Source organism: Pigmentiphaga litoralis, assembly GCF_013408655.1.
GTDB classification, from domain to species: domain Bacteria; phylum Pseudomonadota; class Gammaproteobacteria; order Burkholderiales; family Burkholderiaceae_B; genus Pigmentiphaga; species Pigmentiphaga litoralis_A.
Genome location: NZ_JACCBP010000001.1, coordinates 2,195,463 through 2,216,562 on the forward strand (window position 1 = coordinate 2,195,463; position 21,100 = coordinate 2,216,562).

Here is a 21,100-nt window from a genome sequence, read left to right on the forward strand (position 1 = left end):
CACGCGACATGGGCGACTGCGCAGACATGAAAAAAGCGGCCGTTCAAAGGCCGCTTGCTGGACACACACTGGCAGGGTGAACGACTCAGTCTATGACCCTGTCATCCTCCCCGCCCCTCACTCCCCCAGCAACCGCCCCACATCCCCTACCGCACTGCCGAACCCCGCCGCACTCACCTGCTGCTCAAGATCCTTCAGCAGTTGCGCGCGATCCTGCTGCTTCGCCCAATGCACCGGGCCGCCTTCCCAGCGCGGGAAGCCGTAGCCCTGCACCATCACCACATCGACGTCGCTCGGACGGCTGGCGACGCCTTCGGCGACCAGCAGCGCGGCTTCGTTCACCATGGCGAGCAGCGCGCGGCGGCGGATTTCCTCGGCGGACAGCGAGCGCACCGGGTTGCCGCGGCGCTCGCGCGCGTCGGTGATCAGGGCGCGGACGACGTCATCGGTCTGGCGGGACGGTTTGCCGTCGGTATAGGTGTAGTAGCCGGCGTCGGCCTTGCGGCCGAGGCGGCCGGCCTCGCAGAGCTTGTCGAGGATGTCGACATAGCGGGTGCGTGGGTCGCGGTTGGGGGCCTGGGCCTTGCGCATGCGCCAGGCGATGTCGAGGCCGGACAGGTCGGCGACGGCGAAGGGGCCCATGGCGAAGCCCATGGAGGTGAGCGCCTTGTCGACGTCTTCGGGCCAGGCGCCGTCTTCAAGCATGAATTCACATTCGCGGCGGTAGGCGTTGTAGACGCGGTTGCCGATAAAGCCGAAGGCGTTACCGGTGGGCACGGCGACTTTGCCCAGCTTCTTGCCGAGGGCCATGCCGGCGGCCATGACGTCGGGGGCGGTGTGCGCGCCGCGGACGACTTCAAGCAGCTTCATGATGTTGGCGGGGCTGAAGAAGTGCAGACCCAGGACGTCTTGCGGGCGCGAGGTGGCGGCGGCAATGGCGTCGACATCCAGGTAGGACGTGTTGGTGGCCAGCACGGCGCCGGGGCGGGCGTGGGCGTCGATCTTCTTGAACACCTCCTGCTTGACGCCGATTTCTTCAAAGACGGCTTCGATGACGAGGTCGGCGTCTTTCAAAGCAGCCCAATCCAGGGTCGTCGTCAGGCGTTCGCTGCGCGTGCGGGCATCCGCTTCAGACATCTTGCCGGACTTGGCGCGCGAGGCGTAGTGATCCAGGATGCGGGCCTGGCCGCGGGCCAGGGCATCGGGATCCTGTTCGAGCAGGATCACGTCGAGCCTGGCGTCCAGCAGCGCGATGGCGATGCCGGAGCCCATCGTGCCGGCCCCGATCACTGCAATGGTCGTCAAGGCGCGGGGCGTCTGCTGGGCGGCGTCGGGCCCGGCGTCCGGCAGGCGGGACGCTTCGCGCTCGACCTTGAATTGGTAGCGCAGGGCCTGCGCGGCGGGCGTGGACACCAGCGACAGGAAGCACGCGCGTTCGGTCTTGAGGCCTTCTTCAAGCGGACCGGACGTAGCCGCGATGGCGTCGAGCAAGGCGCCGTAGGCAGGCTGCAGTTTCTGCTTGGAAGACAACGCCGCACGCTGCGCGTCGACAAATTCATTGACGCTGGCGGCGTCCAGCGTGCGGTCGCCGGCCTTGGGCAAGGCGGTTCCGGATGCGGCCAGTTCCTGGGCAATGCGGCAGGCAGCGCCGACTTCGTCGTGTTCGACCACGGCGTTGAACAGCGTGCCGCGGGCCAGTTCCGCGGCGGTGCGCGGGCGGCCGTCCAGCATCATGGCGGCGGCCTGTTCCAGGCTGGTCAGGCGCGGCAGGCGCTGCGTGCCGCCGGCGCCGGGAATCAGTCCCAGGGTGATTTCCGGCAGGCCGACGCGCGCCGTGGCCAGCGCCGCGCGGCCGTGGCAGGCCAGGGCCAGCTCGAAGCCGCCACCCAGCGCCAGGCCGCCGATCGCGGCGACCACGGGCTTGCTGCTGCTTTCGATGCGGGCGATCACGGTCGGCAGGATGGGTTCCTGCAGCTGGCGGGGCGTGCCGAATTCCGTCACATCGGCCCCGGCGCTAAAGACCTTGGCGTTACCGGTGAGCACGACGCCAACGATGTCGGCGTCATTCTGGGCGGCATCCAGCGCGTCCACGATGGCGCGCCGCAGGTCGGCGCCCAGGCTGTTGACGGGGGGATGATCAAGGGTGATGACGGCGACGCCGCCGCGATTCGTGAACATGGACAAGGATCTCCGGGATTGTTGTTGTCGGGCGGGCGGTGTCAGGCAGCTGGTGTCAGGCACGCCCCGCATGCTGCCGGGTTTTCCGGCCTCCGCTGTCGTCATTATGGATTCTTCAATCCGGCTGGACAATCCGGACGCCGTTTAACATACTGTCAAATAACTTTGAACAATGGTGCGGCAATGGACGCGCATGCCCTGGCCCTGCTGGTGGACATCATCGAAGCGGGCAATCTGAGCCTGGCGGCCCGCCGCCTGAAGATCAGCCGCGCCAACGTCAGCTATCACCTGGCGCAGCTGGAAAAGCAGACCGGCGTGCAGCTGATCCGCCGTACCACCCGGCGCATCGAACCGACCGAGATGGGCCTGAAACTCTATCAGCATGGACGCGTGATCCGTGATGAATTACGGGCGGCGCAGGAGTCGGTCGCGACGCTGGGCAAGGGGCTGCACGGGTCGGTCCGCATGAGCATGCCGACGGGCTTTGGCTACATGGTCATGTCCGGCTGGCTGATCGAGTTCAAGCGCAGCTATCCCAACATCACGCTGGACCTGGTGTTCGACAACAAGATCGATGACCTGCTGCGCGACGAAGTCGATATCGCGGTACGGGTGATGTCGGACCCGCCGCAGCAGATGGTGGCCATCGAACTGGCGCAGATGCGTCATGTGGTGTGCGCGTCGGTGGCCTATGCCGCGGAACATGGCCTGCCTGACACGCTGGAGGCCTTGCAGGCCGCGCCGGTCATCACATCGGCCGTCACGGGCCGCAGCCTGAAGGTGTCGGCCTATCTGGGCACCGAGCGCCGCGAACTGACGCTGTCCCCCAGCCTGGCTTCGGAAAATTTCGTGTTCCTGCGCGAAGCCGTGCTGGCAGGCCTGGGCCTGGGACTGCTGCCGGACTATACGATCGCGCAGGACATTCTGGATGGCCGCGTGGTCAACGTGCTGGACCCCTGGCGCTTCAGCGTGTTCGGCACCCGCATGTTCCTGCTGCGCATGCCCGACCGCTATCAGACACAAGCGGCGCGAACCCTGATTGATTTCGTGGTGGCCAAAGCAGCGGAGTGGCGGGCCTTGCCGACCAGCGGGCAGCCGCCCGCCTGACGGTGGCGGCCTGCCGTGGGCGGTGGCGTGCCGCGCTGATTCGGCCGCTGGCAGGGCCGCCTAGAACAGGTTGTACCCAAAGTCGGTCAGGGGCTCGACCAGGCGATAGGCCTGCGCCGGCCGGTAGGCCGCCGGCACCATCCGTGTTTCCTTCAGCGCCCCGGTCTCCAGAATCTTGCGGCGGAAATTGGCGGCGTTGACCTGCTGGCCGGTGACCTGCTCGAAGGCGGTCTGCATCTGCGGGATGGTGAATTCCCTGGGCAGCAGGTGCGCGGCAATGGACGTGTAGGCCGCCTTGGCGCGCAGGCGCTTGACGGCCTGTTCGACCAGCAGAAGGTGATCAAACGCGAGCCGCGGCAGGCTGTCGATGTCGAACAGCTGCACGCGCCCATCGGCCTGCAAGGGTGCGAGTTGCGCCGCCGGATGCAGCGCCAGATAGACGACCGACGCCGACCAGCCGCGGGGATCGCGTTTTGGCCCCGACTCGGTAAACGCCTGTTCAAGATGCGACGGCGCAAAGCCCAGCTTGTCGGCCAGAATGCGCCGGGCCGAATCCACGGTGTTCCTGTCCTTGTCGGTATGGACGAAGCCACCAGGCAGCGCCAGCTTGCCCTTGAAGGGATCGCTGGGACGCGGCGACAGCGCGACATGCAGACGGCCCTGCTCGAGCAGGGCCAGCAGCACGACATCGACGGTCAGGATGGGGCGTTCGAACGAGGCGGTCGTCATCGTCGCTACCAGGAAAAACGGCGAGTATAGCGACCTTACTTGCAAACCGCGATTAAGGCAGGCCCGCGGTGGCGGCGCGGCGCCAGGAAGGCGACCGGCCGCCGTAATCTTCTGGTGCACGCCTATCCGCCGTTGCGTACGCGCTCCCGGATCTGCGCCAGCGTCTGCTCCCGCACCAGCTTGCCATCGATGAACACGTCCTGCAGCAAGCCCTGGGTTTCCTGCGCTTCGGTCTGCCGGTCGAACAGCACATAGTTGCCGCCCTGGCGTTCCACCCGCAGCAGCCCCACCGCCGACTTCTTGATCCCGTTGTCGGTCTTGGGATCCTTGGACAGTTCGCGCGCTTCCCCCTTGACCCTGCCCCACGTGGCCTTCATGGCCATGCCGAAACTGTCGCGTGTCAGATATTGGTAGCTGTAGGATCCCACACCGAACACGCAATTGGTGGACGCAAACCCTTTGTTCCGCAACCGTTCCAGGATCAGTTCGGCCCTTTTCAGGGTGATCGAATCGCCATAGATCAGACCAACCCTTTCGTTCAGGACACGAAAGCCTTTACGGGTCAGGGTGCCGCCAAAGATGTCCCACAGGCATTCGACCGCACCTTTGCGTTCGGCCTCGGTAATCCGCAAGGCGTCGCGATTTTGCGGCGCACCGTCATCGCTTCGCACCGTATATCCGCCGTCGTTCAGGCGCACAGGCTGCCCATCCGCCCCGCACACCAGTTCGTCATCCGTGTAGCCGGTCAGGATCTTGACGGGGTCGCCCGAGTCCGGACGGAACACCACCTTGGCCTGACCCAGCGCGTTCGGGCGGCGTTCCAGGATCTCGCGCTTCAACACCCGCGCATACTCGGTAATGACCTGCCAGAAGTCCCAGGTGTCCGACACGATGGACACGATGCCCGCGGGATAGACCTCGGTCACCAGCCGGCGGAAGGTCGACAGTTCATCCAGCCGACCGCCCATGCTCATCACGCTGTGTTCCGTGGCGGGCACGCTCCCGCCTATCAGTTCCTTGTCGGCATCGGCGCCGTAATAGGCCTCGGCATAGTCGATTGCCGCCACGGTATCGGTACCCGTGAACGACACAAGGTGGGCAAAGCTGGCGCGCATCGAATCTTCCGGTCCCGACAGGCCCCGCGCCGAAAAGTCATGGGCTTGCCAGTCGACAAACGACGCGTCGGCGCCGGTCACCTCGGCATAGGCTTCAAGCAGGCGGCGGTATTCATAGGCGATGGTCGCCACCGTGATCGGCTTCCAGTTGAAGCTTGAGAACACGGTTTCCAGGTAGTTGGTCAGCCACGCGAATTCCTTGCGGGTCTCGCGAACGGTAAACAGCGGCACCTTGATGTTCACGCGCGATCCTTCGGGCAAGGCCTTGACGCGGATCGGCAGATAGCCCAGGTCATGCAGCGCCGCAATGTGATCGACGGGCACCGCACCCACGCCCAGGGCGGTGTCCATGCGGCGCTGGTATTGCCGCACCGCCCTATCTTTCGGGATGTTGAAGAAGCCTTCGTCAAAGGTTTCGATCAGGAATTCCTTGATGAAGCCTTGCAGGCCGACGAAGACTACCTTGCCTTCAAAGGGGGCAAGTCCCGAACGCAGCACCGGAGCCAGCCGGTCCGACCGCGCCGTGAAGTTGGAGTACACGCTTTCCGTGCCCTCCGGATACTGGAAGATGTGCCCGCTTTTATAGAAGTCGATCTGGGTCAAGGGATTGATACGGCTCATGGCAGCCTCGCTATATAGTTGTTAGTTACGATTTACGACTTAGTAGTGCAAATGTGGGAGCGTCCAGGTTCAGGAATCGATACGTCCCGCGCCTGCGCAGGATCCGCGCAATACAGGCCGCCGCTTTCCGACCATTGCGCCTCATCCCGCGGAAAGGCGGTATAGATCCGGGCATAGTCCCTGAGCGGCGCCAGACCCTTGGTCAGCAATCCATGCGTCACGTACAGGCTGATCGGTTGATCCGTGTACTGACGAAGCACCGGTGCCAGGGCGGCGAAGGTGCCTCCCCCATCACAGATGTCGTCGACCACCAGCAGCGGAAGGGCAGGCACGTCGCCCTCCACATAAGGACGGGAAAGCCGTCCGGTCCGCGCGTCCCGCGTCTTGCCGCAGAACACCACCGGCAGGCTGAAGGCCTGGCCCAGCGCTTCGACCCGTTTGTGCGCGCCTGCATCCGGGGCCACCAACGCGATGGGACCCCGGGCGACCATGCGGCCGATCACGGCCTGCACATAGTTGCCAACCTCCATCACCTGGACGTTGTCCAGCAGCGCCGGCCCGGCCAGGCTGTGCGGATCGCAGATCACCACCCGGTCCAGCTTCATGGCATTGATCAGCGCACTGAACACCTTGACGGACAGCGGTTCGCCCGCGGTGGTGACCCGATCCTGCCTTGCATACGGCAGATACGGCAGCACCAGTTCCACCCCCGCACGCGGCCCGACCAGGCGGCGCAGCGCATCGTTCACCAACAGCAGGTTCATCACCGCCGCCGACGAATAGATGCGGGCGTCGATGGAATAGGTGCGCCCTTCCCCGGCGATGTCGCCGTCCAGCCAGACATGCTGTTCCCCGCCCGGGAACGTCAGGAAACGCATGGGAATGGCAACCGGGGCGTTGGCGGCGTCGCGGTACCTGAGCGAAATGCGGGAAAAGTCGGTCATGTCGTGCTTCCGGTGGGGGTGGGCTGCGGCGAGCTGCAACGAATCCGCTGCCCGTCATGCGCCGTTCGTTATGTGTTAGTTGCGAATTACGATTAAGTCTACGCCGAATCATGATCGTGTCAAGCCACCGCACCGGTGCGCAGGTTCACGCGCAAAAAAACAGGACGCCGATCCCTCCGGCATCCTGTTCCTGACATCCCTGCACGACCGGCACGCCCGGGCACTGCCGCGACCGCCGGCACGCCCAGGCATCACCGGATACCGAATCACGGCATCATGGCGCCTGGCAGCTGAAGTTGGCCGCCACCTTCACATCGCCCGTGCCCTTGTACTTCGCGATCTGGGGGTATGGGCACAGGGGCCGCGTGCGGCCGTCGTTGGCGCTGGCCACCACGGTGTTGGCCGCAGTGGTGCCGTCAGGCGCCACGCCCTTCTCCACCCAGTTGGCCAACGCGTCCATCATGCTGAAGTTGCCGGTGCCGGTGCCGCCCGTGCAATGGTCCACGCCCGGGATCATGTACATCCGCGCGAACTTGTCGACTTCGCCGGCGCCCATCCTGGTGCGGATGGCGTTCCAGTAGTCGATGCTCAGGACCGGGCTGATCAAGGAATCGGCCCAGCCGTGATACATCAGCAGCTTTCCGTTGCGGTTCTGGAAGGGCTTCAGATTCGTTTCGAACGCGTCATAGATCGGGCGCAGTTTGGTGCGCGCGGTCAGCGGGTCCAGATCGAAGTTGAAGGTGGCAAAGTCGTAGTTCGGGTTCACGAACAGCGGATAGCGGATGTAGTCGGCCCAGCTGCCTTGCGGCGCGGTCGGCGTCGTCAGGTTGGTCGGCCAGAACGTGCCCGTTTCCAGACCGACCGGATAGGGCACCGCCACGGTGTCGCCCGATGGCGTCTTGTGGCCCTGGTACATCGCGCGCAGCGCCGTTACCTGGGTCGGCTTCAGGCAGGTGGCCGCCTCTCCCACCGCGCCCGTGCATTGCACTTCGGCCGGATCGAAGGTGCACAGGCGCGGATCATCCAGCACGCCATCCACCAGGTGATCGATGCCCGGTTTGCCATCGCACTTGGCCAGCACGGCCTTGTTCACCTCGGCGTACTGCGCCTTGGTGATCGCGCCCGCGCCATTGTTCTCGAACTGCTTGTAGGCCACCCAGGCCTGCGACGCCATGTTGGTCGTCCAGTCGCTGGTATGTGCGCCGGCAATCACGCCATCGTAATCATCGGGATAGCGCTGCACTTCCATCATGCCGTGGTGACCGCTTTGCGAGCAGCCGTTGTAGTACGCGTACTTGGGCGCGCTGGCATAGAAGGCCGCCGTCATCTGCTTGCCCACCACGGTCACGACGTGCTGCGCGCGCGACGCCCAGTCCACGATCTGTTCCATCTTCAGGCTCTTGGTGGCCGGATCGTACGCCCAGGTCTGGTCGAAACCGGTGCTGACGTGGCCGTTGTCATGGGCGATGCTGGCGTAATCCAGCCGGTAGTGCGCGGCCAGCGTGCCATAGCTGATGCTGCCCGCCGACCCGCCCGACGCCGTACCCGCGAACTTGCCGTTCCAGCGTTCCTTGACCGGCAGCCACAGTTCGAACTTGATGTTCGACGCGGCGTTGGACTTGGCCGTGCCTTCGACCCGGCAGAACGGCGTGGTGACGGTGCCGGTCGTGGTGGGCACGGTGAACGGTGCGGTGGTGCTGGCGTTGACCAGGGTGGTAGTCACCCCGGTCACCTCGAATTCGGCGGTCTTCATTGTCTGCAAGGACGTACAGCTTTGCGCCGCCGTGGGCTGCACGGGGGGCACGGGCGTGTCGTCATTGTCATCGCCGCCGCAACCTGCAACGGTAATGGCGAGCGCGATCGCCATGGACACGTGACGTGCCAATGGCTTGATGGGGTGGGGGGTGGTCATGCAGTCTCCTCCCGGCCCGCTCTCATTGGTGGAGCGGATACCGAACGTATGGGTGCTGGGGTGGGTGATCGGGGGGTGAAGATTTCAGGCGTGGGCCCGACTCGCAGATTCCGCCAATCTGTTGACGATGTCAACTACCCAGTTTCCAGACCGACCGCAACTGCGCCAGTGTTTCGACCGTGGCGGGGTCACATGCGGTCGTCGTCCCATGGATGAAACTGAGCAACGCCGACACGCGAGCGTGTGGCCAGATGGCCATGTCGTCGCGGGCGCTGGCGGGCACGGCAATGTCTTCCCGCAGCAAAGCCAGTCCGACCCCTGCCCTGACCAAACTGTGCGGCGAGGCGGACTCATCAATGTCGACCACCACATTGGGCGACAGCCCCTGGCGGGCGAACATGTCGCGCAGCAGCACCTGGGAATGGTGCTGGGGCGAACATCCGATCCAGGGCAGGTCGGCCAGTTCGCGCCACCCGGCATGCAGCAGCCGGTCCTTGAACGACGGCGGACCGACCACCCGATAGTGAATGGTCTGCAGGGGCAAGGCCAGCACGTCGCGCGGCGTGTTCGGCCCGATGTAAAACGCCGCGTTCAGGGCGCCGGTCGCCACCAGTTCGCGCAGGGCTTCCGAATGGCCTTGCCGGGTCTTGATTTCGAGCACCGGCATGGCCTGGACCAGCGCGCTCAACAATGAACCGAGCCGCAGGGCATCGGGGTCGCCCAGGGTGCCGATCAGGAAGGTGCCGGTCACACTGCCCTGCAGTGCCCGGGCCTTTGAGAGCAGGCCGCCGATCCCGGCCAGGATCTGATCGGCGTCGGGCACAAGCATTTCGCCGATCCGGGTCAGCACGATGCGGCCCGGCCGGCGGTCGAACAGGGTTACGCCCAGTTCTTCTTCCAGCGCCTTGATCTGTGCGGTGACCGCCGGTTGCGTGACGTGCAGGGCTTCGGCTGCGCGGGTCAGGTTGCCCAGCCGGGCCACGGTGACGAAGGAGCGCAGTTGATAGATTTCCATGCGGGTCAGGCGTCCAGGAACCGGACCTGCGCCGGGTCGATGCCAAGTCGCACTGGCATGCCCACCGGAAACAGCGGAATGCCGCTGGCATGCGGGTGATCGGCAATGAGCATCCGCGTACCGCACTGCACTCGGTAGCGGCAGAACTCCCCGATGAAGTCACCCGCCACGATCTGTCCGTCGATCCAGATGCGGCCCGGATCCACGTGTTCGTCCCCCACGCGCAGATCGACATGGTGAGGCCGGAAGGTCATGACCGCCGGCCCGGCAGGCAGGATTGCACCTGGCTGGCGGGGGACGGCAAGGATGCCCAGGCTCTCGCAATCGAAGCCGACCATGTCGTCCGACACCGTGGCGATCGCCCCCGGCAGCGGGTTGATCGTGCCAACGAAGCTGGCGACGAAACGATTGGCCGGACAATCGAACAGCGTGGCGGGGGTGCCGACCTGCGCCAGCGCGCCGTTGTCGAGAACGGCCACACGATCGGCAATCGTCAACGCTTCTTCCTGGTCGTGCGTGACCAGGATCGTCGTGACATCGAACGATCGGAGCAAGGTCCGCAAATCCTGACGCATGTGCACCCTGAGTTGTCTGTCCAGATTGGAAAAAGGCTCGTCCAGCAGCAGGACGCGCGGTTGCATGACCAGCGAACGCGCCAGGGCTACCCGTTGCTGCTGGCCCCCCGACAGAGTCGATGGCCGCCGCTGCTCGAAGCCGGTCAACCCGACCACGGCCAGGATTGCCTGGACCCGGCGAATCCGCTCGTCACGCGGCACCTTATTCTCGACCAGTCCAAACGCGACATTATGGAAAACGTTGAGATGGGGCCATAACGCGTAGTTCTGGAACACCATCCCGACCCCGCGCCGGTGGGCCGGCAGGTGGGTGACGTCGGCATCATCGATGATGACCTGGCCGCTGTCCGGACGCAGAAAGCCGGCCAGGATGCGAAGCAGCGACGACTTGCCCGAACCGCTCGGGCCCAGCAGGGCGAAGAATTCGCCCTGCTGGATGTCCAGGCTGAGGTCGCGCAGGACTGCAGTGTCGCCGTAGCGGAGGTAGATGTTGCGGGCCGCCAGGGCAAGTTGCGGTGCCATGACTACGAAGCCAGGAAGCGCACCTGATTGGGCTCGATGCCGAGCTTGACGACCGCCCCCGGGGCAAAGAGCGGATGGCCTGAAAAGTGCGTCTGGTCAGCCAGCATCGCCACGTTGCCGACGCGGACACGGTACCTGGCGAACTCACCCAGGAATTCCGAACTTTCGACCTGGCCGTCCACCCACACGCGCGTGGCGTCGACGGTGGCGCTGCCCGGCTGGATCACGACCTGGTGCGGACGGAAGGCCATGGCCGCGTCGCCCACCCGTGGCGCCATGGCGCCAGACGGAAATGCCAATTCGCCAAGCCCGCCGGCCTCGAACCGCAGGGTATCGCCATTGACCGACACGATGCGGCCTGCCAGCAGATTGGCCGTGCCCACGAACCCGGCAACGAAGGTGTTGGCCGGAAAGTCGAACAGCGTGGTGGCCGTGCCGACCTGCTGCAACACCCCCTTGTCCAGCACGGCCATGCGGTCGGCCGTCGTCATGGCTTCTTCCTGGTCGTGCGTGACGAAGATGGTCGTGATGCCCAGGCGGCGTTGCAGGCTTTTCAGTTCTTCGCGCATCTGCACACGCAGGTTCTTGTCGAGGTTGGACAGGGGTTCATCGAGCAGCAGCACCTGCGGTTCGACCACGACCGTGCGCGCCAGGGCCACGCGCTGCTGCTGTCCGCCCGACAGCATCGACGGCCGCCGCTTGGCGTATTGCGCAAGGCCGACCATTTCAAGCACTTCCTGTACCCGCCGCTTGATCTCCGCGCGCGACACCTTGCGCTCGACCAGGCCGAAGGCCACGTTATCCCATACCGTCATATGCGGCCATAACGCATAGTTCTGGAACACCATCCCCACGTTGCGTTGATGGGGCGGAACTCCGCCGACATCCCGCCCGTCAATCAGCAGCTGGCCGCCCTGGTGCCGGTTGAACCCGGCAATGGCGCGCAGCAGCGTCGACTTGCCCGACCCGCTTGGACCCAGCAAGGCAAAGAATTCGCCGGGCTGGATATCAAGATCGATGTCCTTCAGGACCTGCACCGGACCGTAGGACAGGGACAGATGACGGCAACTGACGCCGACTTTTTTCAATGGAGTCACGAGATGTCCTTGATCAGGGTTGGGCATGGCGCGCGGACGCCCGCGACGCGTTGCGTTCGACGACCCAGTGCGACAGATAGGTACCCAATGCAACGACCGCAACGGCGATCACGCCCATCGCGGCGCCCGGGCCACGGCCAGCCGGGCTCTGCATGAACAGGTAGATGCCATAGCTCATGGGCGCATTGGACTCGCTGCTCGTCAGCAGGATGGTGGCCGATAGTTCGACCGCGGCTGTGATGAAGCTCGTCACGAAACCGGCCAGGATGCCGCCCGCCATCAGCGGCACGACGATGCGGCGGATGGTCGACAGTCGGCTGGCACCCAGGCTTTGCGCGGACTCTTCAAGCGAGATGTGCACCTGTTGAAGCGCGGCGTAGCAGGACCGCAGCGCATACGGCAGGCGCCTGACCGCGTAAGCCAGCATCAGCATCACCCAGGATGCCGTCACCAGGGTGCCGGTAAAGGGGATCTCCAGCCCCTTGAACAGCCGCAGATAGCCGATGGCCAGCACCAGCCCCGGGATCGCCAGCCCCGCCGATGCCGCCCAGTCCAGCCACTGGCGTGCCGGCAGGCGCGTGCGCAGGATCAGGTAGGCAATGGCCGTTCCCAGGATCACGTCGAGCCCCGCGGCCAACCCGCAATACAGCAACGTATTGCCTATCATGCCGCCCGCCTCGTTGAACGCAGTGCTGTAGTGCTGCAGCGTCCAGGCTTCCGGCAGGACCGAAAAGCTCCACACCTTGGCAATGCTCATCAGCAAAATGCCGATGTGCGGCGATAGCACCACCAGCAGCACGGCAAGGATCCAGCCGTAGGCCAGCAGCGACATGCCGGGCGTCAATGTGCGCCGCTGCAGACTGTTGCCGCCCTTTTGCAGCGTGGAGTAATCGCGGCCTTTCATCACCCGCGCCGCCAGCCACAATGCCAGGATCGAAAAGCAGATCATGATCACGCTGATGACGTAACCCAGGGGATCGTCCACGCCCACCGACGTGATCCGAAGATAGGCCTGCGGCGCCAGCATGTTTGTGACCCCGAGCACCAGCGGTGTGCCAAGGTCGTCGAAGACCTTGACGAATACCAGCGACGCACCCGCAAGGTAGCCCGGCATGGCCAGCGGGAAGATCACCCGGCGGAACAGACGAAAGCCCGTGCAGCCGAAGCTCAGCGCCGATTCTTCCATGGCCCCGTCGATGTTGCGCAGCGACGCCACCAGGTTCAGCAGAATGAACGGGAAGTAATGGAGACTTTCAACGAACACCACCCCGGTCAGGCCGTCCATGATAGGCAAGGTGATGCCGAACCAGTCGTTCAGCACCAGGTTCAGGGATCCACTGCGACCGAAGATCAGCTGCAATGCCACGGCGCCCACGAACGGCGGCATGATCAGCGGCAACACGCCCAACGTCTGGATGACCGTTGCGCCCCTAAAGTCGAAGCGCACGGTCAGATAGGCCAGCGGTATCGCAATGACCGACGCGAAGAAGACCGACAGCACCGACACCTGCAGGCTGTTGACGAAGGACTCGCGGAACAGCGTCTGGCCAAAGAAATTGAGGAAGTGGCCGAAGGTCGGTTGCCCGAGTTCGGTCACGAAGGCGGAGTAGATGACGGTGCCGACCGGCAGGAGCAGGAACAGCAGAAGGAAGGCGGCGATCAGGCCGGCCACCAGCCACACGCCCTTCCCCACGTCCCGTCCGAAGCCCCGGCTGACGCGCGGCGGCGCGGGCAGTGTCGTTGTCAACGAGTTCATGGCGACGGCCTGTCAGCGTGCCAACGCGGCGGCTTGCCTGGCCAACCCTTCGGCCTGCGCGTAGTTGGCCTTGGCCTTGGAGTTCCAGGCCTCTTCCATGCCCGTCAATTGCTTGGCCACGGCAACGTCCTGCTTGTTGGCGCGGAACAGGGCCAGGAACTTGGGGTCCTTGATGTCGGCTTCGCTCACCAGAGGGGTGTAGGCCAGGTCACGCGCCTGTTTGAGCAGGTCGTTGCCCTGCGCATTGAGCTTGCCTGCCAGCTTGCGTTCGGCGTCGTAGATCGCGCGTGACGCGGCTTGCAGTTCCTTGAGCCGGAACGTGATCATCTGATCAAACATGCCGGTGACCAGCGCATACCGTTCTTCGGACACTTCGGCATTGAACTGGACCTTGGCGGATCGTGCGATCTCGAAGATATCCGGATAGCCCGCCGGCACCTTCAGGCCGGAGTCGGCATAAGGCAGGACAGGCATGCGGCTGACCTTCGGATCAAACAGCAACTGCTGCCCTTCCAGCGACAGCGTGTAAGCGATGAAGCGTGTCGCTTCATCCGGGTTCTTCGCCCCGGTGATCAAGCCGATGTTGGCCGGCACCACGGCCGTCACGGACGGGTACACGAAGTCCACCGGAAAGCCCGACGACCGGCTGGCAAGACCAAAGAAATCGATCACCATGCCGATGCCGTACTGGCCATTGTTGACGCCGTCGGGAACGCTGAAACTGCGGTCGGTGACGGCGGCGCAGTTGCTGCCGATCTGCAGCAGTTGCCGCCAGCCCTTGTCCCAACCTTCGCCTTGCAGGATGGTCTCGACCGTCAGGTGGGTGGTGCCCGAACGGGATGGCGACGAGATGGCCACATGCCCGAAGTACACCGCCTTGGTCAGGTCGGCCCATTCCTTGGGCGCCGGCAGCTTGTTGGCCTGCATGTAGCGGGTGTTGGTCATGATGCCGTAGCCGGATAAAGCCTGGCCGTAGTACAGGCCATCCGGATCATTGATCGGGTAGTTGCCGACCTTGGCAGGCACCTTCGGATTGCGCGCATCGGGCGCCTTCTGCAACAGCTTGTCGCGCCCCAGCACTTCGAATGCGCTGGGGTCAGACACCCAGAAGACATCGGGGCGTTGACCCGCGGGCGTCTCGCGCAGATACGAGATGCCGGCCTTGGTGTTCTTATTCAGGACTTCGAGCTTGATGCCCGGATGTCTGGCTTCGAAGGCCTTCCGATAGGTGTCGGTCAGCTCTTTGGGGAACGAGGTCACGATCGTCACGGTGCCGGCCTGGGCCAGTCCCGAGAGCGTCAGGGCAAGAGCCGCTGCCAAGGGGTGGATGCGCATTGTTGTCTCCGTGGGTGGTCACAATGCGGCCCAAGGTTATGGACTTAATGCGCCATCGGCCAATCACGGTTTTTGATCACGCGCATTACATCAGGGCGCGGTCGGGTTTCCCCGATCAGGGGATAACCGATGCCTACCCGCCCGATGCCGCCCGCGATGTCTTCAGGTTCCAGAAAACATCGACCATCACATCGGGCTGGCGTTGCTGCAGGGAGGTTGGCGTGACCGGCGCGCGGCTGCGGGCGGTGGGCTCGCCCCAGCGCACGTGCAGCAGCCCCGTTGCGCCATTGGGCATGAGCGTGAAGGCAAGGCCTTCGGCGGACAGCAGCTGCGCGGCGTATTCGGCCTGATCCGGGCCGGCCACGAAGCCGAGCAAGGCATCGTGATGGCCGCCCATCGCCAGGGTCCGCAAGCATCCGCGAATGCGTTCCAGACCGGCGTACCGCGAGCGATGCCACAGCGGAAATTCCGAAGGCCGTTGTCCGGAACTCAGTGCAGCCAATTCGTCGACCAGCATATTCATCGCTCGTCCACCTTGAGATGGGTTCTTCAGGCATCACGCGTCGCGGCGGATGCATCTCGCGCGGGTGGGGGGTCGGCCCGCCCTGTGCCGGCCAAGTATGACGTGACTCCGCAGTGAATGCTCGCATTTTCCGTGCACTGATCCATCCGGTTATCGTGCAACGGATTGAAAGTCTGCTCATCAACGTATCTACGCCGCGTCATGCTTTAAGCCCTATGCGTCCGGGCACGTCCGCGCGACGACTGGCATGAGGCCTCGATGACCGACCCCACATCTTCCGGTGACGACCACCCCGGCGAACCGAGCAAGACGGCTGCTACCACGAACACCCCTGCTTTTGATCGGCGCAGCGCGCTTGCAGACGGCGGCAGCGACGCCGCCAGCGTGCGCCATGGCACGGGCGTGCTGACACGCGCGCGGCAGGCCGTGGAGCGCTTCGACGCGGCGCAGGCCCAGTTCGCCCGATGCAGCGCGGCGCCGGCGCGCAGCGAGCCGCGTCTGCCGCTGCAAGGCCTGTGGGGCGCGCGCAGCGGCAATGTGTCGAGCAACCCGCGCGGCGGCGTGGCCACCCGTGCCTTCCCGGACGCGCAGGGCGCGATCGTGGCTGCCGGGTGCTGCCTGCTGGAAGATGCGGGCGATCACGTGCGGCTGACCTGGCCCGAGGGCGCCGGTTTTCGTGCCACGATGCTGGCGCGAGGTGACTACGACCGGCATTGCCAGAACGGCACCCTGGTCGAATGACGCCTGCTGTGGCCGGCCCTTAACGCTGCGTCGGGCTGGCCGAGCCGGGCACCGGATCGCCACCGGTCGGCGGATTGGACGGCATGCCCGACTGGCTGGCTGCGCTGGGCAGGTTGTCGCCGGCGGCACCCGGCCCGCTCTGGCCGGAAGGCCGCACGGCGGGGTCCATGGCGCCAGGCAGTGAGGTGTCCTTGCCCCGGTCGCAGCCTGACAGGGCAAGGCTGGACACGGCAAGGCAGGCGACGGTGGCGCCGGTGACGCACGTACGGCGCAAGGCACGCAGATCCGGAATGACACTGGGCATGGCAGTCTCCTTGAAGTGACATCTTTGGTGTGACTTCCAGGCGAGCAAGCCGCGTGCCGTGGCGCCGGGGTTTTGTTGCATGTGGCACGACGGCAGGACGACGCCGGAGGGATACACTGGAAGCCTGACATCGAAGGTTGAATGCCATGGACCTTGACGCCGAAACCGCAAAAATGCGCGCCTTGGTCATCCGCCGCCGCAGTCGCGCAAGCGACATCGGCAAGGGCCGGCTTGCTCGCAGTGTCGGGCGGTTCGAACCCGCGCTCGGCTATGTAAAGGGCGTGCTCGACATCGCCTCGCAAAGCCTGACCGATGACGGTTATGCCTGCGAGCTGCGCGCCGCCAGCGAACGTGGCGCCACGCGCAAAAAGATCCAGCTGCGCGTAGGACGCCAACATCCGCCTGTTCCCGAGGCGCCGATCTATCACACCCTCAAGATCTACCTGACGCAGGGCGCCCATATCGATGTGATCTTCGATATCTGCCACGGCGTGGGCGAAAGCGGCGAGTTGTCATTGGAGGCCAGCTTTTCGGCGTTCGATGAAGACCTGCACGCGGACCGTTTCGCGCAGCTGGTGGTCGCCTTCATCGAACGCTTCGACTAGCCCCGTCCTTGCCGCGCTACTTCACGGTCGCGGCGCTTTCTTCTTCCGCCAGGGCCGCCATCAGACGCTGCGCCTCGGCGGCATCCATGCCTTCGTGAACGTAGAACGTGTGCAGGTCGGGCGCCGATGCGCCGGCTTCCCGCGTTTCGACAATGACGCGCCGATAGCGGGCGTCGGCGTCTTGCGTGGCGCTGAAGGTGTCGAGCTCCGGCTTGAAATAGTCGGCGGTTGATTGACCGTGCAATGGTCCGCCAATGAAGCGCGTTGTCATGGTGTCTCCTTGCTGCTTTGTGGCTCGGTTGTCGCCCGAGCGGTCTTCGCCGGGACGCGCGGCGCCTTGCGCGCTCCCTTTGGCGGATTGTGTCTCAACGCGGGGTGGCTGCGCCCTCCTCTTCTTGAACTGCATCATCGGCGTCATTGACGGACGGATCGCAGGAGAGCAGGGCGATGCCCGGGTCCAGCGCAGGCGCCGGCGGCGATGCCAGCAGATCGATGACACCCTCAACGATCGCCTGGGCGCCCTGCCCGTACAACATCGTGAAGTGATTGCCGACGGCACGCCGATGGGTTGCCCGCGGCAGGTTCCTGACCGTCTCGTCGGCGTCGTGGTCCAGCACCATCGGCATGCCCATCAGGAACGGCTGCGTTGCCTGCACGAGCAGCGTCGGCGCCTGCACGGACCGCGCATGCCGGCGCCAGTCACGCGTGCTTTCCCCGAAGATGTGCAACGCCGCCAGGCTTGCCGCATAGGCACGCGTGCGGGTGGTGACGGCCCCTATTCCCAGCGGCAGCATCTCTTCGTCAAAGAAACCCTGCATGGCGTCATCCCACGGCGCAACGAAAGGCGCGGATCGCATCGCGGCCTGATAGAACTCGGCCGTGGGATACACCTGGTCCAGGCGCGCCGCGACCGCCGCCGTCATGAGCGGCGTGGCCGGATGCATCTGGACCGCTGCGTCGAGCATCGCCAGATGGGTCACCCTTTCGGGGTAATGCGCCGCGAAGTACAGCGCCAGCAGGCCGCCGAACGAATGCCCGCACAAGGCGATGCGGTCCAGTCCGAAATAGTCGAGCAAAGACAGGATGTCGCTGCAGCCCGCGTCAAGCGAGTAGCCGGTCAGCGGCATGTCGGACCGGCCGCGGCCGCGCAGGTCGGGCACCAGCACCCGGCAGGCCTGAGCCAGCCCGGCGCCGATCAGCCCATCGAACAGACGGGTGTTGCCAGACAGGGAATGCAGCAGGAGCACAGGCGGGCCGTCACCGCCATAGTCCAGGCAATGCACGTTGAGATCGGAAAGGCAAATGGCATCGTGGCGAACGGGTGCAAGCATGTCGGCTCCTGAAGAGCGCGGCGGGCATCGGACCATTCACTGTCGCCGGGTGATACGGCCCGACGCCGGCGCGTCGGAATCCGATTCCTCATGCAAATCACGTGCCTGTCGCCAGGCTGGTGCAACCGTTGGCCGGCTAGAACAGCGAGAGCTGCTGATAGCCGTGCCCGGTCGCCGGCGCGTGATCCACATAGTGCGGCCGGCTGGCCGGGGCGCGGGGCAGGCTCTGGGCCGTCGGGAACCACGAGAGCGTGGCGCCCAGCGCCACCGCGGCAAACACCGCTTCGGTCTTGCCCGACACCTGCATGGCCTTGTACAGCGAGTGCGCGTGCGACCGCGCCGTGGCCAGCGAGATGTTCATGGCCGCGCCCACGTCTTCAATCGTGGCGCCACGCGAGAAGTGGACGAGCACGTCGTACTGTCGTTTGGTAAGTCCCAGCAAGGCACGTTCGTGCTCGACCGGACCCAGCTCGTCCCGAGTCTGCTCGGCAGGCGCATGTTCGACGAGGTCGGGCCGGTGCTGCGGAAAACACTGCCCGCCCGAGATGACCAGCTTCATGGCGGCCCGGATCAGCGCCACACTGGACGCCGTTGGAATCGACCCACGCACATGGGGCGGCAGCGGTTCCCATGCCGTGATGTCGGCCGGGTCTTCGCACATGAGCAAGGTGGGTTTGTCGGTCCGCATGGCGCGGACAATGGGCATGGCCGTCTGCAGCCCCATGTCGAAGCGAGGGATCGAATACAGAACCAGATCCGCCGCGGCGATCTTTGCGGGATCCTTCAGTTCGGCTGCCGTGCATCCGGTCGTCTGCCAGTCACCGTCCATATCGGAGATGAGCTGTTCCAGGCCGTGGAATTGAATCGGATGTTCTTCGATCAGGATGACCGTGCGCATGACCTCTGTCCGCTGGGGGCGACTCTGGATCGTAGCGTACGCGCCGGCCCTGGATGAGCAGACGGGTGTGCCGAACTTGCATAGAAGTGTTACGGATGAGCGCTGCGCAGCGCCATTGGCCTGCTCAGAGCGCGCCGAGGTTGCGCTGGACCTGCGCCATGGCCTTGTCGAGCAGTGACTGATCGCGCGCCGTCAGTCCTTCAAACGCGGCCGCCTCCAAATCCGCGACCAGGGGCATGGCCTTGCGAAACAGCTTTCGCCCGTCCTTGAGCAGATGGATTGCGACCACACGATGGTCCCGCACCGTGGCGCGCCGTTCCACCCACAAGGCGGCTTCCATGACCGTCAGTGCGCGCGACAGTGTTGTCTGGTCGTGACCGGTCTCGGCAGCCAGCGCCGACACGCTGCGTTCACCATGCTCGGCAAGAAAGGCCAGCACGCGCCAATGCGTCAGCGTCAGGCCATGCTCCCGCAACACGATCTGCAGGCTGGTGTTGAACGCGGCATAGGTGCGATGGAACGCGAGGGACAGGGCGGCGGGAAAGCCTGACGGAACAGTCATTGCAAGGGGATGTCGATACGGCGCGATCGGCCGGCGCCATGTTGACCGGCCCGACAGGCAGCGCCGGGAACGGTGCCGCGGCAGATCCTGCGGCGCCCGCACGGTAGTCAATAATGTCGATATAGGCAATACTGCGTAGTGATGACCCTGGGACACCGCCAGCCATTGGCCGGCCCCGCTCCAGGTGTCAAGAACAAGGATTTCGATGAAAGCGCCACTTACCCCGACAGACGAGCCGACCCGAGTCGACACCTTACGGGCGCTCAATATTCTGGACACCGCCCCCGAAGAGCGGTTTGACCGCCTGACCCGCCTTGCCAAACGCCTGTTCGGCGTGCCGATCGCGCTGGTCAGCCTGATCGACACGAACCGCCAATGGTTCAAGTCCCGGCAGGGCCTGGAGGTGGCCGAGACCCCGCGAGACATGTCGTTCTGCGGTCATGCCATTCTCGAAGACGACATTCTGCTGATCCCCGATGCCGCGCTGGACGACCGGTTTTCCGACAATCCGCTGGTGATCGGCGAGCCGCACATCCGCTTCTACGCCGGTTGCCCGCTGCGGGTGTCGAACGGCAGCAAGCTGGGCACGCTGTGCCTGATCGACAAGAACGAACGCGAATTCGGCGAAGAGGACAAGGCCCTGCTGCGCGACCTGGCGCGCATGGCCGAACAGGAAATCGCCGCCATTCAGCTGGCGACCATGGACGAACTGACCATGGTGTCGAACCGTCGCGGCTTTGAAGCGCTGGCGCAGCACGCCATCGGCCTGTGCACCCGGATGGAATTGCCCGCGACGCTGCTGTTCTTCGACCTGGACAGCTTCAAGCAGATCAATGACACATACGGCCACGCGGAAGGCGACCGGGCGCTGGTGAGCTTCGCGCGCCTGCTGCTCGAGGTATTCCACGAGTCCGACGTGGTGGGCCGGCTGGGCGGCGACGAATTCGTGGTGATGGTGACGTCGATCGAACCCGGCATGCTGGCCGCCACGCAGCGCCGTCTGCAGGACGCCGTCGACGCCTATAACCAGGCTACCCAGCGTGGCTACACCCTCGCGTTCAGCGTGGGCGCGGTCGAGCTGGACCCGAGCCGCCACAGCACCATCCAGGATCTGCTGGCCGTGGCCGACAAGGAGATGTACGAGCACAAGCGCAGCAAGCGCGCGGCGGACCTGCCAAAAGTCTGATCTCGATTGCCTTGCTTGCGATTGCGCCGGCAACGGAAGATACT

General features: G+C 64.9%; 20 protein-coding genes. 4 read left to right on the forward strand and 16 right to left on the reverse strand.

The genetic code is table 11. The annotated features are described in order from the left end of the window. Nucleotides 1-117: 117 nt before the first annotated feature. On the reverse strand, nucleotides 118-2,178 hold the full coding sequence (locus HD883_RS09795) for a 3-hydroxyacyl-CoA dehydrogenase NAD-binding domain-containing protein (protein ID WP_179586010.1): 2,061 nt from the start codon (nucleotides 2,176-2,178) through the stop codon (nucleotides 118-120). 183 nt (nucleotides 2,179-2,361) lie between these two features. Here HD883_RS09795 and HD883_RS09800 point away from each other — a divergent pair, with 183 nt between their 5' ends. Continuing rightward, nucleotides 2,362-3,285: a LysR family transcriptional regulator gene (locus HD883_RS09800; RefSeq protein ID WP_179586008.1), complete on the forward strand. Its 924-nt coding sequence runs from the start codon at nucleotides 2,362-2,364 to the stop codon at nucleotides 3,283-3,285. Between the two features lie 60 nt (nucleotides 3,286-3,345). Here HD883_RS09800 and HD883_RS09805 read toward each other — a convergent pair whose 3' ends face one another. The 10 genes from HD883_RS09805 to HD883_RS09850 form a co-directional block, all read right to left on the reverse strand. After that, nucleotides 3,346-4,014: an NUDIX hydrolase gene (locus tag HD883_RS09805; RefSeq protein WP_179586006.1), complete on the reverse strand. Its 669-nt coding sequence runs from the start codon at nucleotides 4,012-4,014 to the stop codon at nucleotides 3,346-3,348. Nucleotides 4,015-4,136: 122 nt separating this feature from the next. Beyond that, a complete protein-coding gene (locus HD883_RS09810) occupies nucleotides 4,137-5,750 on the reverse strand; it encodes a nicotinate phosphoribosyltransferase (protein ID WP_179586004.1) in 1,614 nt (537 codons plus the stop codon). A 32-nt stretch (nucleotides 5,751-5,782) separates the two neighbouring features. Continuing rightward, a complete protein-coding gene (gene prs, locus HD883_RS09815) occupies nucleotides 5,783-6,694 on the reverse strand; it encodes a ribose-phosphate diphosphokinase (protein WP_179586002.1) in 912 nt (303 codons plus the stop codon). Nucleotides 6,695-6,968: 274 nt separating this feature from the next. Then, nucleotides 6,969-8,606: a tannase/feruloyl esterase family alpha/beta hydrolase gene (locus tag HD883_RS09820; RefSeq protein WP_179586000.1), complete on the reverse strand. Its 1,638-nt coding sequence runs from the start codon at nucleotides 8,604-8,606 to the stop codon at nucleotides 6,969-6,971. A 130-nt stretch (nucleotides 8,607-8,736) separates the two neighbouring features. Then, nucleotides 8,737-9,621, reverse strand: coding sequence for a LysR family transcriptional regulator (locus tag HD883_RS09825; RefSeq protein ID WP_179585998.1), 885 nt, complete (start codon nucleotides 9,619-9,621; stop codon nucleotides 8,737-8,739). Nucleotides 9,622-9,626: 5 nt separating this feature from the next. Continuing rightward, a complete protein-coding gene (locus HD883_RS09830) occupies nucleotides 9,627-10,718 on the reverse strand; it encodes an ABC transporter ATP-binding protein (protein WP_179585996.1) in 1,092 nt (363 codons plus the stop codon). Nucleotides 10,719-10,720: 2 nt separating this feature from the next. Continuing rightward, nucleotides 10,721-11,806 (reverse strand): ABC transporter ATP-binding protein, encoded by a 1,086-nt coding sequence (locus HD883_RS09835; protein ID WP_179588638.1) that lies wholly within the window; start codon nucleotides 11,804-11,806, stop codon nucleotides 10,721-10,723. Between the two features lie 22 nt (nucleotides 11,807-11,828). Beyond that, a complete protein-coding gene (locus HD883_RS09840; RefSeq protein WP_179585994.1) occupies nucleotides 11,829-13,571 on the reverse strand; it encodes an ABC transporter permease in 1,743 nt (580 codons plus the stop codon). 12 nt (nucleotides 13,572-13,583) lie between these two features. Then, a complete protein-coding gene (locus HD883_RS09845) occupies nucleotides 13,584-14,906 on the reverse strand; it encodes an ABC transporter substrate-binding protein (RefSeq protein ID WP_179585992.1) in 1,323 nt (440 codons plus the stop codon). 133 nt (nucleotides 14,907-15,039) lie between these two features. Further along, nucleotides 15,040-15,429 (reverse strand): hypothetical protein, encoded by a 390-nt coding sequence (locus tag HD883_RS09850; protein ID WP_179585990.1) that lies wholly within the window; start codon nucleotides 15,427-15,429, stop codon nucleotides 15,040-15,042. 258 nt (nucleotides 15,430-15,687) lie between these two features. On the opposite strand from HD883_RS09850, the gene HD883_RS09855 reads away from it, so the two are divergent. Next, entirely contained in the window at nucleotides 15,688-16,170 is a 483-nt protein-coding gene (locus HD883_RS09855; RefSeq protein ID WP_179585988.1) for a hypothetical protein, read from the forward strand. A gap of 19 nt (nucleotides 16,171-16,189) precedes the next feature. On the opposite strand, the gene HD883_RS09860 is transcribed toward HD883_RS09855, so the two are convergent. After that, on the reverse strand, nucleotides 16,190-16,474 hold the full coding sequence (locus HD883_RS09860) for a hypothetical protein (protein WP_179585986.1): 285 nt from the start codon (nucleotides 16,472-16,474) through the stop codon (nucleotides 16,190-16,192). A gap of 146 nt (nucleotides 16,475-16,620) precedes the next feature. Between HD883_RS09860 and HD883_RS09865 the strand changes: the two genes are divergently transcribed. Next, on the forward strand, nucleotides 16,621-17,079 hold the full coding sequence (locus HD883_RS09865) for a hypothetical protein (RefSeq protein ID WP_179585984.1): 459 nt from the start codon (nucleotides 16,621-16,623) through the stop codon (nucleotides 17,077-17,079). Between the two features lie 16 nt (nucleotides 17,080-17,095). Here HD883_RS09865 and HD883_RS09870 read toward each other — a convergent pair whose 3' ends face one another. The 4 genes from HD883_RS09870 to HD883_RS09885 form a co-directional block, all read right to left on the reverse strand. Further along, nucleotides 17,096-17,350 carry a hypothetical protein gene (locus tag HD883_RS09870; RefSeq protein WP_179585982.1) on the reverse strand — a complete coding sequence of 85 codons (255 nt, stop codon included), beginning with the start codon at nucleotides 17,348-17,350 and terminating at the stop codon, nucleotides 17,096-17,098. 94 nt (nucleotides 17,351-17,444) lie between these two features. Next, nucleotides 17,445-18,410 carry an alpha/beta fold hydrolase gene (locus HD883_RS09875; RefSeq protein ID WP_179585980.1) on the reverse strand — a complete coding sequence of 322 codons (966 nt, stop codon included), beginning with the start codon at nucleotides 18,408-18,410 and terminating at the stop codon, nucleotides 17,445-17,447. A gap of 136 nt (nucleotides 18,411-18,546) precedes the next feature. Beyond that, complete coding sequence (locus tag HD883_RS09880) at nucleotides 18,547-19,308, reverse strand: helix-turn-helix transcriptional regulator (protein WP_179585978.1); 762 nt, start codon at nucleotides 19,306-19,308, stop codon at nucleotides 18,547-18,549. Between the two features lie 124 nt (nucleotides 19,309-19,432). Next, complete coding sequence (locus tag HD883_RS09885; protein ID WP_179585976.1) at nucleotides 19,433-19,870, reverse strand: MarR family winged helix-turn-helix transcriptional regulator; 438 nt, start codon at nucleotides 19,868-19,870, stop codon at nucleotides 19,433-19,435. A 205-nt stretch (nucleotides 19,871-20,075) separates the two neighbouring features. On the opposite strand from HD883_RS09885, the gene HD883_RS09890 reads away from it, so the two are divergent. Next, nucleotides 20,076-21,056, forward strand: coding sequence for a GGDEF domain-containing protein (locus HD883_RS09890; RefSeq protein ID WP_179585974.1), 981 nt, complete (start codon nucleotides 20,076-20,078; stop codon nucleotides 21,054-21,056). Nucleotides 21,057-21,100 lie beyond the last annotated feature (44 nt).

Bases quoted from the DNA above. Each gene is read 5' to 3' on its own strand.
- HD883_RS09795 (WP_179586010.1), bottom strand. From the start codon at position 2,178: ATGTTCACGAATCGCGGCGGCGTCGCCGTCATCACCCTTGATCATCCC.
- HD883_RS09800 (WP_179586008.1), top strand. From the start codon at position 2,362: ATGGACGCGCATGCCCTGGCCCTGCTGGTGGACATCATCGAAGCGGGC.
- HD883_RS09805 (WP_179586006.1), bottom strand. From the start codon at position 4,014: ATGACGACCGCCTCGTTCGAACGCCCCATCCTGACCGTCGATGTCGTG.
- HD883_RS09810 (WP_179586004.1), bottom strand. From the start codon at position 5,750: ATGAGCCGTATCAATCCCTTGACCCAGATCGACTTCTATAAAAGCGGG.
- prs (WP_179586002.1), bottom strand. From the start codon at position 6,694: ATGACCGACTTTTCCCGCATTTCGCTCAGGTACCGCGACGCCGCCAAC.
- HD883_RS09820 (WP_179586000.1), bottom strand. From the start codon at position 8,606: ATGACCACCCCCCACCCCATCAAGCCATTGGCACGTCACGTGTCCATG.
- HD883_RS09825 (WP_179585998.1), bottom strand. From the start codon at position 9,621: ATGGAAATCTATCAACTGCGCTCCTTCGTCACCGTGGCCCGGCTGGGC.
- HD883_RS09830 (WP_179585996.1), bottom strand. From the start codon at position 10,718: ATGGCACCGCAACTTGCCCTGGCGGCCCGCAACATCTACCTCCGCTAC.
- HD883_RS09840 (WP_179585994.1), bottom strand. From the start codon at position 13,571: ATGAACTCGTTGACAACGACACTGCCCGCGCCGCCGCGCGTCAGCCGG.
- HD883_RS09845 (WP_179585992.1), bottom strand. From the start codon at position 14,906: ATGCGCATCCACCCCTTGGCAGCGGCTCTTGCCCTGACGCTCTCGGGA.
- HD883_RS09850 (WP_179585990.1), bottom strand. From the start codon at position 15,429: ATGAATATGCTGGTCGACGAATTGGCTGCACTGAGTTCCGGACAACGG.
- HD883_RS09855 (WP_179585988.1), top strand. From the start codon at position 15,688: ATGACCGACCCCACATCTTCCGGTGACGACCACCCCGGCGAACCGAGC.
- HD883_RS09860 (WP_179585986.1), bottom strand. From the start codon at position 16,474: ATGCCCAGTGTCATTCCGGATCTGCGTGCCTTGCGCCGTACGTGCGTC.
- HD883_RS09865 (WP_179585984.1), top strand. From the start codon at position 16,621: ATGGACCTTGACGCCGAAACCGCAAAAATGCGCGCCTTGGTCATCCGC.
- HD883_RS09870 (WP_179585982.1), bottom strand. From the start codon at position 17,350: ATGACAACGCGCTTCATTGGCGGACCATTGCACGGTCAATCAACCGCC.
- HD883_RS09875 (WP_179585980.1), bottom strand. From the start codon at position 18,410: ATGCTTGCACCCGTTCGCCACGATGCCATTTGCCTTTCCGATCTCAAC.
- HD883_RS09880 (WP_179585978.1), bottom strand. From the start codon at position 19,308: ATGCGCACGGTCATCCTGATCGAAGAACATCCGATTCAATTCCACGGC.
- HD883_RS09885 (WP_179585976.1), bottom strand. From the start codon at position 19,870: ATGACTGTTCCGTCAGGCTTTCCCGCCGCCCTGTCCCTCGCGTTCCAT.
- HD883_RS09890 (WP_179585974.1), top strand. From the start codon at position 20,076: ATGAAAGCGCCACTTACCCCGACAGACGAGCCGACCCGAGTCGACACC.